This is a genomic window from Thermogutta hypogea (assembly GCF_055386265.1).
Genome location: NZ_AP042425.1, coordinates 2,065,545 through 2,081,502, shown reverse-complemented (window position 1 = coordinate 2,081,502; position 15,958 = coordinate 2,065,545). Strand labels below are relative to the sequence as shown.

The 15,958-nt window shown below is 60.9% G+C and carries 11 protein-coding genes and 2 tRNA genes; 5 read left to right on the top strand and 8 right to left on the bottom strand.

All coding sequences use genetic code 11. The features are described from left to right. Positions 1–167: 167 nt before the first annotated feature. Together ACZ5B4_RS07475 and rnhA are read left to right on the top strand one after the other, a co-directional pair. Positions 168–1,949 (top strand): HAMP domain-containing sensor histidine kinase, encoded by a 1,782-nt coding sequence (locus ACZ5B4_RS07475; protein WP_464913807.1) that lies wholly within the window; start codon positions 168–170, stop codon positions 1,947–1,949. Positions 1,950–2,186: 237 nt separating this feature from the next. Continuing rightward, on the top strand, positions 2,187–2,720 hold the full coding sequence (gene rnhA / locus ACZ5B4_RS07470) for a ribonuclease HI (protein ID WP_464913806.1): 534 nt from the start codon (positions 2,187–2,189) through the stop codon (positions 2,718–2,720). A gap of 103 nt (positions 2,721–2,823) precedes the next feature. On the opposite strand, the gene recG is transcribed toward rnhA, so the two are convergent. The 5 genes from recG to ubiE are packed head-to-tail and all read right to left on the bottom strand — an operon-like array spanning position 2,824 to position 8,665. Then, complete coding sequence (gene recG / locus ACZ5B4_RS07465) at positions 2,824–4,905, bottom strand: ATP-dependent DNA helicase RecG (protein WP_464913805.1); 2,082 nt, start codon at positions 4,903–4,905, stop codon at positions 2,824–2,826. 55 nt (positions 4,906–4,960) lie between these two features. Further along, on the bottom strand, positions 4,961–6,109 hold the full coding sequence (mqnE, locus tag ACZ5B4_RS07460) for an aminofutalosine synthase MqnE (protein ID WP_464913804.1): 1,149 nt from the start codon (positions 6,107–6,109) through the stop codon (positions 4,961–4,963). A gap of 54 nt (positions 6,110–6,163) precedes the next feature. Continuing rightward, the gene (locus tag ACZ5B4_RS07455) at positions 6,164–7,129 is read right to left on the bottom strand and encodes a UbiA-like polyprenyltransferase (protein WP_464913803.1); all 966 of its coding nucleotides are present in this window, start codon (positions 7,127–7,129) and stop codon (positions 6,164–6,166) included. A gap of 52 nt (positions 7,130–7,181) precedes the next feature. After that, positions 7,182–7,877 (bottom strand): UbiX family flavin prenyltransferase, encoded by a 696-nt coding sequence (locus tag ACZ5B4_RS07450; protein WP_464913802.1) that lies wholly within the window; start codon positions 7,875–7,877, stop codon positions 7,182–7,184. Beyond that, positions 7,874–8,665, bottom strand: coding sequence for a bifunctional demethylmenaquinone methyltransferase/2-methoxy-6-polyprenyl-1,4-benzoquinol methylase UbiE (gene ubiE / locus ACZ5B4_RS07445; protein ID WP_464913801.1), 792 nt, complete (start codon positions 8,663–8,665; stop codon positions 7,874–7,876). The genes ACZ5B4_RS07450 and ubiE overlap by 4 nt, the downstream gene beginning before the upstream one ends. Positions 8,666–8,882: 217 nt before the next feature. Between ubiE and ACZ5B4_RS07440 the strand changes: the two genes are divergently transcribed. Further along, positions 8,883–9,668, top strand: coding sequence for a 2-phosphosulfolactate phosphatase (locus ACZ5B4_RS07440; protein WP_464913800.1), 786 nt, complete (start codon positions 8,883–8,885; stop codon positions 9,666–9,668). Between the two features lie 32 nt (positions 9,669–9,700). Here the strand turns inward: ACZ5B4_RS07440 and ACZ5B4_RS07435 are convergent, their stop codons facing one another. After that, a complete protein-coding gene (locus ACZ5B4_RS07435; RefSeq protein ID WP_464913799.1) occupies positions 9,701–11,380 on the bottom strand; it encodes a SpoIIE family protein phosphatase in 1,680 nt (559 codons plus the stop codon). A 556-nt stretch (positions 11,381–11,936) separates the two neighbouring features. On the opposite strand from ACZ5B4_RS07435, the gene ACZ5B4_RS07430 reads away from it, so the two are divergent. Together ACZ5B4_RS07430 and lpxA are read left to right on the top strand one after the other, a co-directional pair. Then, a tRNA-Gln gene (locus tag ACZ5B4_RS07430) sits at positions 11,937–12,007 on the top strand. An 888-nt stretch (positions 12,008–12,895) separates the two neighbouring features. Then, positions 12,896–13,774, top strand: a complete 879-nt coding sequence (gene lpxA / locus ACZ5B4_RS07425) for an acyl-ACP--UDP-N-acetylglucosamine O-acyltransferase (protein WP_464913798.1) — start codon at positions 12,896–12,898, stop codon at positions 13,772–13,774. A 943-nt stretch (positions 13,775–14,717) separates the two neighbouring features. Here lpxA and ACZ5B4_RS07420 read toward each other — a convergent pair. Together ACZ5B4_RS07420 and ACZ5B4_RS07415 are read right to left on the bottom strand one after the other, a co-directional pair. Further along, positions 14,718–14,800 (bottom strand) — tRNA-Ser (locus tag ACZ5B4_RS07420). A gap of 186 nt (positions 14,801–14,986) precedes the next feature. Further along, positions 14,987–15,799 carry an alpha/beta fold hydrolase gene (locus tag ACZ5B4_RS07415; RefSeq protein WP_464913797.1) on the bottom strand — a complete coding sequence of 271 codons (813 nt, stop codon included), beginning with the start codon at positions 15,797–15,799 and terminating at the stop codon, positions 14,987–14,989. Between the last annotated feature and the right edge of the window lie 159 nt (positions 15,800–15,958).

Below are 15,958 nucleotides of genomic sequence, written 5' to 3'. Positions count from 1 at the left end.
GGTGGCGACCGCATATCATAGAAGGGCTTGGGCAGGCGCCGCCCGTCCGTTCCGGGGTAAGGCAAGGAGGCATGGGACTGTTGGTGGAATCGGTAATGTCGCGGGACGAGTCGCGTGGATTGGATGCGATGGCAACATTGGCAAGGGAATAAGGGATCGGCGAGATCATGAGTCGCCGCCTGGATCGCGCCCTCATCGAAACCAGCTTGGAGGTCAAGTGCCTTGCGCTCTTCGGCCTGTTTCTCGTCTTGGTCATCGCCGTCAGTGTGTTGCTGTACTGGCGTGTCACGGGAGAAGTCGTGACCCGGCAAAATCCCGACACGGCTCGCCTGTTGGTCGATCAGGTGATGCTGACCACGCATTATCGAGCGATGGAGCCGCGGAAGGACTTCGTAGAATACCTGACGGGAGTGATTCGGAATCGGGAATTGCAGGGTTATCGGTGGCGTTTCGTCCGGCCGCCGGAGCGGCGGTTTCAGGAAACGGCGGAAGGGGGGCCGCCCCAAGACGCCTTGGAATCGGAACTGTTGCAGCGATTCGCGCGCATGACGGAGGAGGAACGCGACCAAGAGGATGCGATGCTGTTTGCCGAGCGTCTGGTGGCCGGCGGACGGGAATATCAATACTATCAGCCGATCTGGGCCGAGCGTTCCTGCGTGGACTGTCACCGCCTGCTGGAAGGCGAGGGTTATACGCCGGGATCGACGGGGACCGCCTCGGCGCCCATCCGCGAGGGCGACTTGATGGCGGTGCTGCAAGTAACGATTCCGAACGGCCCGACTCAGGCCGCCGTGATGAAGTACTGGAGCATGCTCCTGGCCGTGGCGATCATCACCGCGTTCCTGGCCATGATCGCTTTCTATGTGACGATCCGCTACGTCATCGTGCGGCCGTTGCGGCATCTCAGAGCGGTCAGCGAAGCCATCACCGAGGGCAACACGGCGCTCCGGGCGAGAATCCATACGCGCGACGAGTTCGAGCTGCTGGCCAACGCTTTCAACCGAATGTTGAGCCACCTGGTGGCGGTGCAAGACCAGCTTCGCGATCTGAACGCCGAGTTGGATGCCAAACTGGATGAGGTGGCCCAGCTCAACATGCAACTTTACGAAATGAACCGCGTGAAGAGCGACTTCATGGCCACCATGAGCCATGAGCTGCGCACGCCGTTGAACAGCATCCTAGGTTTCAGCGAGGTGCTCAGCTCCATCCAGTCCTTGGATGAGAAACAACGACGATACGTGCAAAACATCCAAAAATCGGGCCGGATGCTGCTGGAGATGATCAACAATATCTTGGATCTGGCCAAGATGGAGGCGGGAAGGATGGAGGTCCGTCCCACCGAATTCGCCATCGATCAGATCGTGCACTCGCAATGCGACATGGCCAGGCCCCTGACTGAAAAGAAGAACATCGACCTCAGCGTGGACATCGAGCCGAATCTGCCGCCGATGTTTCAAGATCAAAACCGCGTCGCCCAGATTCTCAATAACCTGCTTTCCAATGCGATCAAGTTCACCCCGGAAGGCGGTTCCATCCGCATTTCGGTATATCCGGACCAGCAGGGTTGCATGGTCATGCGAGTCGCCGACACGGGCGTCGGGATCGCCGAGGAGGATCGCCAGATCATCTTCGAGAAGTTCCGCCAAGGGCGAACCGCCATGCCGGACGGCGATCCCTTGAAACGCGAGTATCCTGGATCCGGTTTGGGGTTGTCGATCGTGAAGGAACTGTGCCGCTTGCTGGGCGGGGAAGTCAGCGTGCAGAGCGAATTGGGGCGGGGAAGCGTATTCACCGTCCGATTGCCGTGGCGATTGGAGCTCAGCCACCTGGAGGATCGGCCGGTCGGAGAGGAGCTTTCCGACTTTTCGCGGATGCGTTTCGACCGCGATCGGCCGGCGACGACGGATGCCGCGGCTTTGCGTCGCACTCCGACCACCGGAGGCCGGTAACCGCCGGACCGAGGCGGCGGAGACCACGGAGCGGTTCTCGCGGGTGCTGCGGCCGAAAGAAGCGGCCTCTTGCCTGGTCGTTAGGAGGGCGTCGCTGCGGGGCGCTACGGTCGCTCACGCCCGGCGGCCCCAAACCGTTCGGTAAAAATCCGCCAGAGGCCTGCCCACGAGCTGCGTGCAAGTCGATTTACAATTCTCATGGAATGAGAATCCACATCACGTCAAGGCGATGAGCTGATGGACGGAACAAGGGCGACCAATGGCGAGGAGACGGCTCGGCAAAAACAAAGCGATCGGCGGTCGGGCGCGAGCCTCCCGCAGGTGCTGCTCTATTCCGACGGGGCGTGTTCGGGCAATCCCGGTCCGGGGGGCTGGGCTTTCATCCTGCGACACCCGGCCAGCGGCAAGGAATTGGTCCAATCCGGTGCAGAACGGGAAACGACCAACAACCGCATGGAATTGACGGCCGTGATTCGTGGGTTGGAGGCCCTGCGACGGCGGAGCCGCGTGACCGTCATCACCGACAGTCAGTATGTCGGAAAAGGGTTCTCGGAATGGTTGCCCGGCTGGCGCGCCAACGGTTGGATGCGGAAGGTCAAGGGAAAGCTGGTGCCGGTCAAGAACGACGACCTCTGGCGGCGGTTGGCCGAATTGCTGGATAAACACGAAGTCCAATTCCGGCACGTTTACGGCCACACCGGCCACGCCGAAAATGAACGCTGCGACCAATTGGCCGTGGAGGCCTATCGAAAACTGATGCGAGGGGAGTAGCACTCGCGGCAGCGCGGGCCGCGGGCAGGTCCGGCGTGCTTCGAAAGCCTTAGGGTGACTCGTCGAGGGCTGGGGACCGAGCACCGTCCGACCGGCCCGGCTGCTATCCCACGTCCCCCAAATCCAGCGTTTTTCCGTATCGCTTTAGTACCATGGCTCGCAAGCGAGCATGTTCCGGTCGGCGCAAGCCGGGGTCGCCTTGTACCAAGTGCCATGTGTCACGGCGCGCCTCTTCAGCGATGTCGCGGTCGCGGAGCAGATCGGCAATCCGGAACGGCGGCAGACCGTGCTGTCGGGTGCCGAAAATCTCTCCCGGTCCGCGCATGGCGAAATCGATTTCGGCCAATTCGAAACCATCCGTCGTGTCGCGAAAAGCCTCTAAGCGTCGCCGTGATTCCGGAGAGGATGCATCCGTGAACACGCAACAATGGCCGACGGATCTTCCTCGCGAAACCCGGCCCCGTAATTGATGCAGTTGTGCCAATCCGAAACGCTCGGCGTTTTCGATGGTCATGAGGGTGGCATTGGGGACGTCGATCCCGACTTCCACCACGGACGTGCAAACAAGAACGTCGATTTCGTGACGGTGGAATCGACGCATGACGGAGTCCTTTTCCTCGGCTGTCATGCGTCCGTGTACGGTCGCCAAGCGAAACTCGCGCAATTCTCCGTCTTGAAGTTCACGGTGGACCGCCTCCACACTGCGCAAGCCTGATGCTTCAGCCTCTTCCACCAAGGGGACGACGACGTAACCTTGCCGTCCCTGACGCAACTTGCGGCGAAAGAATTCCCACCATTGAGGGCGTTGCTCGGGGGATGCCAAATAGGTCTTTACCGGTTTTCGCCCGGGCGGAAGCTCCTTGATGACCGAAACGTCGAGGTCGCCGAATAGGGTCATGGTGAGCGTGCGGGGGATGGGGGTGGCGGTCATCACGAGGTAATGCGGTTCCTCGCCCGCTTCCCTGAGCGCCGCACGTTGCCGGACCCCGAATTTGTGCTGTTCATCGATCACGACCAAACCCAGACGGTGAAATCGCACCCCCTCCTGGACGACGGCTTGCGTGCCCACCACGAGATCCAACTCACCGGCGGCCAGTCGCTCCAGCAATGCGGCGCGCTCGGCGGCAGGCAATCCCCCGACCAGCAGAGCGCGTCTTACCCGGCTGTGCGACAAGAGCCGATCCACGGTTTGAAAGTGTTGCCGGGCGAGGATTTCCGTCGGAGCCATAAGCGCGGCTTGGTGCTGATGTGCAACCGCTAACAGAATGGCGTAGACGGCCACCACGGTCTTGCCGCTCCCCACGTCGCCTTGCAACAGGCGATTCATGGGTACGGATCGCCCCATATCCGCCGTGATTTCGTCAATGGCCTGTTCCTGGGCGGGCGTTAAGGAAAAGGGGAGCAGGCGGCGAATGCGGGCATCGATCTTGGCCGTACGGGGTAGGCAGGGCGCTGTGGCCGATTCCATTTGCCGGGCCCGTCGGATCGCCAGAGCCAGTTGCAGAATGCACAGTTCTTGGTAGACGAATCTTCGGCGGGCCCGTTCCGCGGCGGCAAGGTCGGGTGGGAAATGGATCGTCCGCGCCGCCTCCGGCAAGGGCATCAAATCGTGTTGCTCCCGGTAGTCGTCCGGGAAGACATCCTCCAAGTAGTCGGCATAGTCGTCGAGCACGCGCCGCACAATACGGCGGAGTTCCCATTGCCGGATTCCCTCGGTCAGCGGATAGATCGGTAGGGGCGCCGTCCGGGGCGTTTCATCCTCGGCCAGAATGTGGGCCTTGGGGTGGGCCATCACCCACATCATGCCCTTGTACCGAGCGCGGCCCGTCAACAGCACGCGCTGACCGCGGCGAAACATTTCTTGGCGATACGGCTGATCGAACCACAAGGCCCGTAAAAATGATCGGCCGTCGGTCACGAGAACTCCCAGGACGAAACGTCCGGAGGAAGAGGAACGGGCCTCCACCTCGCAGATTTCCCCAATGACGGATTGCAGGGCGCCCTCTTGCAATTGCGAGATGGGCCGAACGTCGCCCGGATCCTCGTAATCGCGCGGGAAGAAGAATAGAACGTCGGCTACGGTACGGATGTCCAGGCGAGCAAGCGTGTCGGCGCGGCGAGGTCCGACTCCCGGCACGTATTGGATGGATTGTCTCAGTATCTCTGCGGAGGTTTTCTCGGTCATGAAAGTCCGGCCGCCTCGGCGATGACGCCGGCCGAAGCCTCCTTCAGCCTCCGCGCTAGTCGCGCTCGATGTCCCATTCCCGGCCGTCTCGACGAACGCGGCGATAGAGGCTGTCTCTCTCCACGGGTTCTCGACCGGCTTCCCGGATCAGACCGCACAGTTCGTCCACCGTCAATACCTCGGGGGCGTCGGAGCCTGCCTCGTGGTAGATGCTCTCTTGGCGAACCGTGCCGTCGAGATCATTGGCCCCGTAGGCCAACGCGGTTTGGGCCACACCCACCCCTAGGGAAATCCAGTAGGCCTTGATGTGATCGAAGTTGTCCAATAGGAGACGGGATACGGCCAAGGTCCTCAGATTGTCCATGGCGGATGGTTTCGGCAAATGCGCCAATGCCGTGGCGTGGGGATGAAACGGAAGCGGGACGAAGGCTTGAAATCCGCCCGTTTCGTCTTGCAACTCGCGCAGGCGCAGCAGGTGATCCACGCGGTGCCGCGGTTCCTCGACGTGGCCGAAAAGCATCGTCGCGTTGCTGCGCAGCCCGAGACGATGGGCCGTCCGATGGATCTCCAACCAAGCGTCGGCGTCGGCCTTTCCCGCTGAAATCTTCGATCGCACGTCGGGATGGAAGATTTCGGCTCCGCCGCCCGGTAGGCTTCCGAGGCCGGCTTGGATCAAGGTCTCCAGAACCTGAGCCGGGGACTTTCCGCTGATTCGGGCGAACCAGGCGATCTCGACCGCCGTCCACGCCTTGAGATGCAGCTTGGGAAAAGCGTCGTGGAGGACCCGCAGGATTTCGACGTACCATTCGAAAGGTCGGTCCGGCGGCAATCCGCCGACGATATGCATTTCCGTGCAACCCGCGTCCCACGCCTCTTGGCCGCGCCGCAAGATCTCGTCGAAGGAAAGGAAGTAACCTTCCGCGTGCCCGGCGGGACGATAGAAGGCACAGAGCTTGCAACGATACACGCAGACATTGGTTGGATTGAGGTGACTGTTGAGGTTGTAGAACACGGTGCGACCGTGCTTGGCGCGGCAGCGTTCCGCCGCGAGTTGCCCCACCACGTGGAGCGAGGTTTCCGGGTGAAAAAGGAGCAGGCCGTCTTCCGCCGACAGCCGTCGGCCGGCGATCAGCTTATCGTGAATGCGGTTCAGACCGCGCTGAATCGCCGCATCACGATCGTCGTCAATCAAGGCATAGTACATAGAACTTCTCACTGGTATTTGGGTTGCAATGGTTGGATTCTTGGGGAAGGGGTGTCAAAGGAAGAAGATGTCCGCGGTGCCGATCAAAAAAAGCCCGATGCCGATAACGGCGTTGGCCGTGAAAAAGGCCTGATTGAGTCGGCTGAGATCGTCCGGGCGAACGAGGAGATGCTCATACGCCAAGACCAGCCCGACCAGGATCAGGCCGCCGCGATAAACTGAGCCGAAGGGCGCGTAGGTAAAGGCGAGGACCGCCAAGACGCCCAAGAACAAGACGTGACTCATCGCCGACGCCCGCAGTGCCCCGGACACGCCCCAGCGAGCGGGGATGCTTCGCAGGCCGAATCGACGATCGAAATCGGTATCTTGGCAGGCGTAGATGATGTCGAATCCCGTGACCCAAAACACGACTGCCAAACTCAGCAAGATGGGCGGTAGGGCGAAGTCCCCTACTATAGCGACGTATGCCGCGAGCGGGGACAACGCCAAGGCGGCGCCGAGCCAGACATGCGAGGCCGAGGTAAAACGCTTGGCAAAGCTGTAACTCAACAGGAACAGGAGAACCGGTACGGCGGCCGAGACGGGCCAAGGATTCGGCAGAAACAGAAGCGTGGATGCGATGAAACCGAGGGACGAGATCGCCGTGAACGCGGCCACCGAAGCCCGGCTCACGATGCCGCGCGGCAGGTGCCGTCCGGCTGTGCGGGGGTTCAGGGCGTCGAAACGGGCGTCGGCCAAGCGGTTGAACGCCATGGCCGCGCTTCGGGCAAACACCATGCACAACAAGATGCCCGCCAGATGCCGCCACTGAAAAGGCGTTTCGGCCCAGGCCATCGCAGCGCCCAACAGAGCGAACGGCAAGGCGAAAAGCGTGTGGCTGAACCGAATCAGCTCGAGATACGTTCGGATGATTCGGAACATCGAGTTGGAAGCGACCGCCACGCCGGCGGTGACTTTCGCCGCGCTAGGGGAGCACGCGTCGGCCGATCCGCGGTCTGTCGCCGGTTGAATCTTCGACACGTTACGACGTCCTCTCAGACCGTAGAAACGGATGAGCATTGCGGCGCGGGATTCAGGGTGATTTGCCGTTCCATCGGGAGATCAACGCGTTTTCGATTCCCAATTGATCGGCGATCCTCGCCACGATGAAGTCGATCAAGTCCCGTACGCCGACCACGCCGTGATAGAAGCCGGGCATGGCCGGCAACACCACGGCCCCGTATTCCGATGCCATCAGCATGTTGCGCAAGTGTGCCGTGGATAGCGGCGTCTCTCGCGGCACGACGATCAATTTGCGTCGCTCCTTCAAGTGGACTTCGGCCGCCCGATGAATCAAATTCGTTCCTCCGCCGTGAACGATGTTCGCGAGCGTGCTCATCGAACAGGGACAAATGACCATGCCGTCCGTCAAGAACGAGCCGCTTGCGATGGGGGCCGTGAGACGCTGGAAATGATGGTAATGAAGAGTCCCCGGCTCGCCGGTGGCGACCGACAATACGTGGCTCGACTCGCTGGACAATCCGGCCAACGATCGGACCAATTGCAGTTTGGAGTCCTCCAAAGCCTGGGTATCGCCCAGGAGCAGCATGTTGGGTTGAAAGTCCTCGAGGTTTACGGAAAGGTCCAACTCTTCCTCGAGTACCGTCGCGCCCGCCCGGCTGATCGTCAAGTGAACGTCGCAGGCGGCCGAGAGCAAGACCTCGATCAATCGCACGGCGTACACCACGCCGCTACCGCCTGTAATCGCCACCACGATTTGACGTTTCATTTGGTCCCTGAGTACAGCGTTGCGATACCGAAGGTCATGGGAAATGCTTTTGCGTCGCGGAGTCCCGCCGCGGCCATCCGCCGCAACAGGGCGCTCCCTTGAGGAAATTCCTCCACGCTGGCAGGCAAATAATTGTAGGCCGAGTGCCGATTCCGAGCCACCGCTTGCCCGATCCGCGGCAGCACCCAGTGAAAATACCAGCGATAAAGTCTACCGACCACGGGTATTGTGGGCAGTGTGAATTCCAGGACCAGTACCTTTCCGCCCGGCCGACAGACGCGCGCCATCTCGCACAAACCGCGATCGGTATCGGCAACATTCCGCAGGCCGAATGCCACGGAAACCAGACTGAACGTATTGTCGGGGAAGGGCAGATTTAAGGCGTCGGCCTCGATGAACTGAATGGGACTTCCACGTCTTCGAGCCGACTTTTCCTTGGCGATGACCAGCATGGGGCGGCAAAAGTCCGCGGCCACGATCGCCGTGCCGGTCGGATGCGCGCGGCGAAAGGCCAAAGCCAGATCGCCCGTTCCACAACAGACGTCCAAAACCGGCCCTCCCTCAGGATTGCCGGCCAAACGGACCGCTTTGCGCCGCCAGCGGAGATCGATGCCCAAGGAGAGCAGATGATTGAGAAAATCATATCGTGGTGCGATTTCGGCGAACATCGTCCGGATTCGCGACGCCCTCTTATCAACCGACGGCGTCGCCGACGCGCGGGAAGAAGTGCCGGCCAACGGCTCGGTCGGCTGCATGGCTTCGCGGTGGGAGTCGGGCGAGTCGTTCACGGTAATTGTGGCCTTGCGTTGGGGTGGTATTCAGACCGTCCTTTCACTACCATGAGGAGGCGCCGGGGCGATTGGCCTTGCCGTGCCGGCGGTCCCTGGGTTTTCGTCCGGTAGCAGACGCAGGCACGCCCCGGCGGAGGATCGCCCGCAAGTGTGTTTTCCCGGCCGGCTCCCCGTTCGGCCGACCGCTCCCTATCTCCAGCGATTGTCCGCAAATATGCAACCCAAAATCTTCGTTCATGCCTTGCCTCGACTTGTGGAGCCGGAAGAGCTGACGGTCGGTACGGTCGTGGTGATCGATATCCTCCGCGCCACGACTTCCATTGTGCACGCATTCGGCGCGGGGGCAAAGGCCGTCTTCCCCTGCGAGGAGGTCGCGGAGGCCGAACAAATCGCCGCGGAGCTGAGGCAATCGCGGCCGGCAGATTCGGTGCTTTTGGCCGGTGAGCGCAACTGCCTGCCCATCGACGGTTTCGATTTGGGCAATTCGCCGTCGGAGTTTTCCGGCGATCGAGTGGCCGATGCGTGGATCCTACTTACTACGACGAACGGGACCTTGGCGTTCCGGCGCTGTCGTGAAGCGGAGCGCGTGTTCGTGGGCGCTTTCGTCAATGCGTCGGCCGTGTTTCGTGAATTGGCCGCCGAGAGTTCCCACGTGCACTTGCTTTGCGCCGGTACGGACGGCGAGTATGGGCGAGACGATACGCTCTTCGCCGGGTTCTTGGTGGATCGCCTGGAACGGGCCGGCGGGTTGCGATACGAATTGAATGCGCAGGCTCTGACCGCGCGGGAGAATTGGCGAGCGGCTTTTGCGGAACCCTACGCGCTCGGTGCCGAGCCGATCCCGCAAGCTCTTTTGGCGCAAGAACTGAGCAAGTGCACGGCCGCCCAAAAGTTGGTAGCCGCCCGATTGGAAAAAGACATATTCGACGCCGCCGCCTTCGACCGGTTTGACTTCGTCCCCCGATACCGCCGCGAGACCGGCTGGATTACGCGGACGTGAGCCTGACACGGCGCAACTTCCGGGGGGGCGGCTCAATCGCCGGAGCGTTTTCGGCTCATCAGAACCATGCAGATGTCGTCCATCTGTTCGTGATGGCCCGTGAACTTTTGAACTTCCGCCATCAACATCTTGCCCGCTTGCTCGGCGCAAGCCGGCGCCTTGGCCAACACATCCAGGATTCGATCCTGCCCGAAGAATTCCTCGCGGCTATTCATGGCGTCCGGGAGTCCGTCCGTGTACAGAAGAAGCAGATCGCCTTCCTGTACGGCGACGGTTTCGGCGGTGTAACGAGTCGACGGATCGATTCCCAACGGCGGCCCGGCGATCTTCTCCCCGACGGGGATCACCGAACCATCCTCGCGGCGGAGAAAGCCGGGGCAATGGCCTGCGTTGACGAACGTCAAGCGGTGAGCGACGGGGTCGAGGACGGCCAAGAGCAGCGTGATGAACCGATCCTCCCAGCGGCTGACGCAGAAGGCTCGATTGAGCTTGGCCAAAGCCTCGATCGGCGACGTTTCGCTCGCCAGGCAATAACGAATTTCGGCCGACAGCTTCGCCATCAGCAGCGCTGCCGCGATTCCCTTGCCGGAAACGTCCCCCAGCGCCACGGCCAAACGGTTTGCCGGCAGCATGATGTAGTCGAAGTAATCACCTCCGACCTCATGGGCGGGGTCGTACAGGTCGAAGAAGCGATAGCCGGCCACCTCAGGCGGTGAAGAGGGCAGAAAGCCCTGTTGCACCTTGTGCGCCAGTGAGAGCTCCCGCCGCAAGACTTCTTCCCGCAAAGACGCCTCATGCAGCAGGGCGTTTTCCAGGGCTACGGCCGCTTGGCCCGCCGCTGCGGCCAGCACCTCCAGGTCTTCCGGCGTAAATCGCAGCTTGCGGTCGCTGGTGTCGATTTGGATCACGCCGAGGACGGAGCCGTCGCTGGTGATCAACGGCGCGCACATCATCGAATGGATGGGAAAGTCGGCGATGCTTTGGCTCAGGTCGAAGCGGGAATCGGTGGCCGCGTCCGCCGACAGGATCGCCTGCTTGCTTTCCATTACGGCTTGGACGATGGTCTTGCTCATACGGACTTCGCCGGCGTTCGGTCGACGCGAGTGAACGACGCGCGGCACCAACCGTCCCGTACGAGGGTCCTTCAACACGACGAACCCGCGATCCGCCTGAAGGAAGACGTTGAACAGGCTCTTGAGGATTCGCGCCAAGACTTCGTCCGGCGAGACGGCTTGGCCGAGGTTTTGACTAATTTCCAGCAGTGCCCGCAGCTTGGCCTCGGGGTTGACCCGCAGCCGAACCCCCGCCGCGCCCGATGACACGTCCAGTTTGGACATCACCGTCGAGGCCGAGCGAAGGGCGACCTCATCGTCGACCCACGCCGCTCGGGTGGCCCCCTGTTCGTCCAACGGTTCGGCAGTCGCGGGGTCGCTGAACTCGAACAGCAAATCGCACATGCGGATGCGGTCCGCGTTGCGGAGGGGCTGCCGGCCGATCACCCGCTGATCGTTAAGGAATGTGCCGTTCCGGCTATTCAAGTCTTCCAGGTAGTATCCGCTTTCGTTGCGAATGATCCGGGCATGTTGACGACTGACTGCTCCCACCTCCAAGACGATGTCGCAGTTCGGGTGGCGTCCGAGGATCGTACAATCCTTGACGATGGGGTACACGGATTCCTGAGCTGCGCCTTGGATCAGTTTCAGTTGCGCCATGCTTCGAATTGCCCGGAACATCCGGTCGGCCACATTCCTTAGCGTGGGCGACCCAAAGAGATTTTCAGTTGGTTATGGCCGGCCTCGAGACCCCGGTTGCCGCGTTCCGCGCGTCGCCGGATACCCGTCCTCGCTGCCGAACGATTTAGTTGTTCAATTCGCCGCCATTTGCCGCATTATAGCCTGAATTCACCGTCCGCAGAACGGTGCTGCGATGCACAATACCTAAACATGCCATTCGGTTGCGTCCGAGAGGGACGCCGTGCCCGATCCCCGATCGGCGGGTGGACGAGGCAGCCATGTGCCGTTCGATCCCGCGAACCGCGAGATGAAAAGGCGGTGGGAAACGATAGTTGATTACGAGCTTCGATCGCAGGCGTAGGGCGATGCCTGCTCTTGACGCACGGTACGGCACGGAATATGTTACGGTACAGGTGTGGGCCCAACGACGATATTTTGGGCGCAGGTTGAAGGCGTCGTATCGCAGCTGGATTTGCAAAGTTGCGATGAAGGCGAGACGCTCGTAGCCCTGCCGCCCGGGTTGGGATGCACAGTTTGGGGTATGGTGTAACGGCAGCACGGCTGACTCTGGATCAGCTAGTCTAGGTTCGAATCCTAGTACCCCAGCTTTCTGGTGTTGCTTCGCAACCGTCTTAGGGGAACATCTCGCGGACTTGTGAGATTGCGCCCCTTCGGCAAGTTGCCTTGTCGCTTTGCGATTCTTTGGGTGGGCACCGTTGCCGCCGATTCCTGCTCCGCCACGGCCGTCGCAAGGCCGGTTGCTCCATGACCAGCGGACGGGTTAATCCCTACCCCTAGATCAAGGGGATGCCTCTGCCTTGTGTGACCGTTACGCTCTGAAATTGCGTCTCTCCCTTTGCCCCAATTATCTGAAATTCCTTCGGCCGAGGGGTTGCATCGGGACATTAGGCGATCTTCTCGGGCTTGGGGCAAAATCCCCCGGCGGCACCTGTTCCTCCGAATGATGAACCGGGTCACGCCCTGGGGCGAGTTGATGAAGATTATCGATCTGTTTTAGCCCAAGAGCGACGCCCCGGGCCGGGCCGGCCCGGCAGATCGCCAAACAGGATGGTCGAGGCGCTATTCTCGCCGGCCTCGGTAATCGCTCTTCGACCGGCGAACAGAAAAGGCGAACGGAGGAGAGGATGCACGACCGGCAAGCCGCGCGAGAGTTTCTGGGATTGGACCAGGGCAAGGGGCTACCGCCGGGAGCAGTCGAAAGAATGCGACGCCGTTTGTCGCGAATGAGAGGTACATGACTTCGAATCCGTTTATTGCTGTTGGGCGAGGAACTCCGGAGGCGAGGAGTTGCCTATTTGGCCTTGCCGCACGGGGCGATTGACGCTAAAAGAAGGTCCATGGGGGTGCGGTACGCAGTCGCCCCGGAGCGAAAGGCTGCCGATCGCCGGCAGTGAGGCACTTGGCGATTTGCCATTACACGGCATCCTTCTGGAAGAATTGCTTTTCCTTGGCGGGAAACATGGAGGTTGCGCCATGGCCGTAAAAATCCATCCCACTGCCGTTGTCAGTTCCCTGGCAGCCATCGGTGATGACGTAGTAATCGGGCCGTTTTGTGTCATCGAGCCGGAAACGGTGATCGGGGATCGGTGCCGTCTCGAAAGCCGCGCGGTCATCAAGACCGGCACCGTGCTGGGTGAAAACAATTGGGTGTTCGAGGGCGCCGTGCTTGGGGGGATGCCCCAGCATGTACACATGCCTGAGAGGCCGGGCAAGGTCGTTATCGGATCCGGCAATGTCATCCGGGAAAACTGCACGATCCATCGCGCCTTGGAGGAAGAGGACGCCACCCTGGTAGGCGACAATAACCTGTTGATGGCCAACGTGCACATCGCCCACGATTGTCGCGTCGGTAACAACACGATTTTTGCGAACAACGCGTTGCTGGCCGGTCACGTAACCGTGGCGGATCGCGCCTATGTTTCCGGCGCTGTGGCGGTGCACCAGTTTTGCCGCATCGGATCGTTGGCCATGGTGGGCGGGCAAGCCCATATCACGCGCGATGTGCCGCCGTTTGTAACCATCGACGGTCTTAGCAGCCATGTGGTGGGTCTGAATCAAATCGGCCTTCGCCGGGCCGGATTCTCCACGGAAACAATCGAGGATTTGAAGGCCGCCTACCGCCTAATCTACCGCAGCGGTCTGATGTGGAACGATATCTTAGAGCATCTCCGCACGGACTTCGCCGCGCCGCCGGCCTCGCTCTTCTACCAATTCCTATCCACGACGACGCGCGGCATCATCCCCGAGCGCAGGCTGCCTCCAGGAGCCACGCTCAAGCTACGGCGAGCCGACGGGAGCAGCGCAACGATGGATGACGAAGAGGGGCAATGGCGCGTTCGCGTCACCGGCTGACTTGACCTCGCTGCCGGATACGGTCCGTCGAACGATTACGCCTCATCTGTGCAGAACGGATGGGCATCCTTTTTCTAAGAAGTGAATCCGATTCGTCGCACCAGATCGGCTGGAAGGGGGGCTCGGCATCCTCGTGGGGTAGGATGCGATGGGGCGGCTGCCGCGCCGCTTCTTCGTCGAATTCCTCAGGGCGTGTCCCTTTCTTAAAGGCCGTTCTAAGGTAGACCGTAGAGCTGCGTCCTCAACACGAGCAACTATAGTCGCCGATAAACGGTCAATAAGCTTCCCCGGGCGGATATAACCGACTGCCGATATCAACTCGGTCCCGCTCCTTCGTGCGACGGCGATATCGCTTGATAGAAATACATGTAAGAGCCCATGTCATGCGGGCGCGTTTTAATGAATGCAATACAATGAGCCGACGTCGCGTGCCATCCGGCGTCGTATCTGACCTCCCTGTCGGGCGGCTGCGGGCGGCAGTCTACGGCTTCTCTCTACCTCCTAATAAATACGCGTGCGGTGAATCGAGTGAGAGTTTTTAGGCGCAGGCGTCGCGTGTATGGGAGCGTCCGTAGGCGGATAAGAAGTGAATAAAGAGAGTGTCAAAAAAGGAGTAGTGAAGAAAGTGATGTGTGATTACTAATGGTTCATAGTCCGTAGCGTATGCGCTGAGGAAGAGACGGCGAGGCGGCGGCCCGTTTCGCCTCGCTGTCGCCGACGGAACGGCCTAGATAGAGACATTCAATGCGAAAACGCTCGGTGACTGCCCGCCGACTAAGCATTGCCGGCGGATTGAAGTACGCCCCGGCGGTTATACAGATAAACGGATAAGACGCGAGACGAAACGCCGACCAGAGAGGAGAGGGCGCAACCAAGGTCCTGGAGGTCGCAAGCCAAGCGAGTAGACAGGTTGGATAGAAGGGAAAAGAAGTCCTAAATACAGCGGAGGGCACGGGACTCGAACCCGCAACCCCGTGAGGGGCACCTGATTTCGAGTCAGGCTGCTCACCAATTCGCATACCCTCCGAATGGGGATCACGTCCCAGTTCGCGTAATGATAGCACACAGCGGTCGCCTAGACAAGCAGGCCGTGAAATTCTGCTCCATTCCGGAGAAATCCGACGGGGACACATGGTGCAAGGTCATTCAGCATGCCGCTTGCAATGGCTCATCAGAAGGGTCCGAGCCCCGAGCGTGGGCCGATCCCAAGGCCTAACGAGTCGGCGATTCGAGCGATCGCAAGAAGTCGCGTAGGATCATGTTGAACTCTTGCGGCTTTTCCATCGGCGTCATGTGCCCGGCGTCGGGGACGACTTCGAATCGTGCACCGGGGATGTTCTTGGCCATGGCTTCCATTTCCGCCGGCGGTGACAGCATATCGAACTCTCCCACGATCACCAGGGTGGGGCATGGGACGGCCGGTAGCAGGGCGGAAGAGTCGGGGCGCTCGGCCATGCCCAGGGCGGCGGCGGCGATTCCCTCCGGCGACGCGCGTCGCATCATGGTTTCGAGGTGCGAGACGCACTCGGGGTGTTCTCTGCGAGTTTTCTCGGAAACCAGTTTGGGCAGCATCTGATGGATCACGACATCGGGGCCCTCTTGGCGAACCGCGGTCGCAAGTCGGTAACGGTTCTCTCGGATCTGGTCGGTGTCGGCGGCGGCACGCGTGTCGCACAGCACCAATCCCCGCAAAAGCCCGGCATATTTGCGCAGAAACTGGAACGCTATGTAGCCGCCCATCGATAGGCCGCACACTACCAGACCCTGCGACGTGATTCCCAGGCAGTGCGACAGTTCGGCCAGGTCGTCTGCGAATCTCTCCATCGTTACAACGCCCGGCGTGGTGCCGCTGGCACCAAATCCTCTCAAATCGGGGGCTAAGACCTGGAAGTCTTTCGAGAATGCCGCGATCTGGGCCTCCCACATGGTGTGATCCAGCGGGAAGCCGTGGACGAAAATCACCGGCAGTCCTCTGCCCTGGATCTCGACCGCCAAATCAATTCCGGCAATTTGAAGGTGTTGCATGTTTCACCCCGTTTCCGTCGAAGCGAGGCCCAGTGGGCGTGTCGAGCCGACATTCTCCCGGCCGCTGCCGGGGCTTGACCATTCGGGTCCAAGGCAAGTGCGCGAAAGGCGCCGTTTTCCCGGCGGCAGGCCGGAATCAAAGCCACGGCTGTGGTTCCG

Excerpts from the sequence above, each read along its gene's own strand:
- ACZ5B4_RS07475 (WP_464913807.1), top strand. The coding sequence starts at position 168 with ATGAGTCGCCGCCTGGATCGCGCCCTCATCGAAACCAGCTTGGAGGTC.
- rnhA (WP_464913806.1), top strand. The coding sequence starts at position 2,187 with ATGGACGGAACAAGGGCGACCAATGGCGAGGAGACGGCTCGGCAAAAA.
- recG (WP_464913805.1), bottom strand. The coding sequence starts at position 4,905 with ATGACCGAGAAAACCTCCGCAGAGATACTGAGACAATCCATCCAATAC.
- mqnE (WP_464913804.1), bottom strand. The coding sequence starts at position 6,109 with ATGTACTATGCCTTGATTGACGACGATCGTGATGCGGCGATTCAGCGC.
- ACZ5B4_RS07450 (WP_464913802.1), bottom strand. The coding sequence starts at position 7,877 with ATGAAACGTCAAATCGTGGTGGCGATTACAGGCGGTAGCGGCGTGGTG.
- ACZ5B4_RS07440 (WP_464913800.1), top strand. The coding sequence starts at position 8,883 with ATGCAACCCAAAATCTTCGTTCATGCCTTGCCTCGACTTGTGGAGCCG.
- ACZ5B4_RS07435 (WP_464913799.1), bottom strand. The coding sequence starts at position 11,380 with ATGGCGCAACTGAAACTGATCCAAGGCGCAGCTCAGGAATCCGTGTAC.
- lpxA (WP_464913798.1), top strand. The coding sequence starts at position 12,896 with ATGGCCGTAAAAATCCATCCCACTGCCGTTGTCAGTTCCCTGGCAGCC.
- ACZ5B4_RS07415 (WP_464913797.1), bottom strand. The coding sequence starts at position 15,799 with ATGCAACACCTTCAAATTGCCGGAATTGATTTGGCGGTCGAGATCCAG.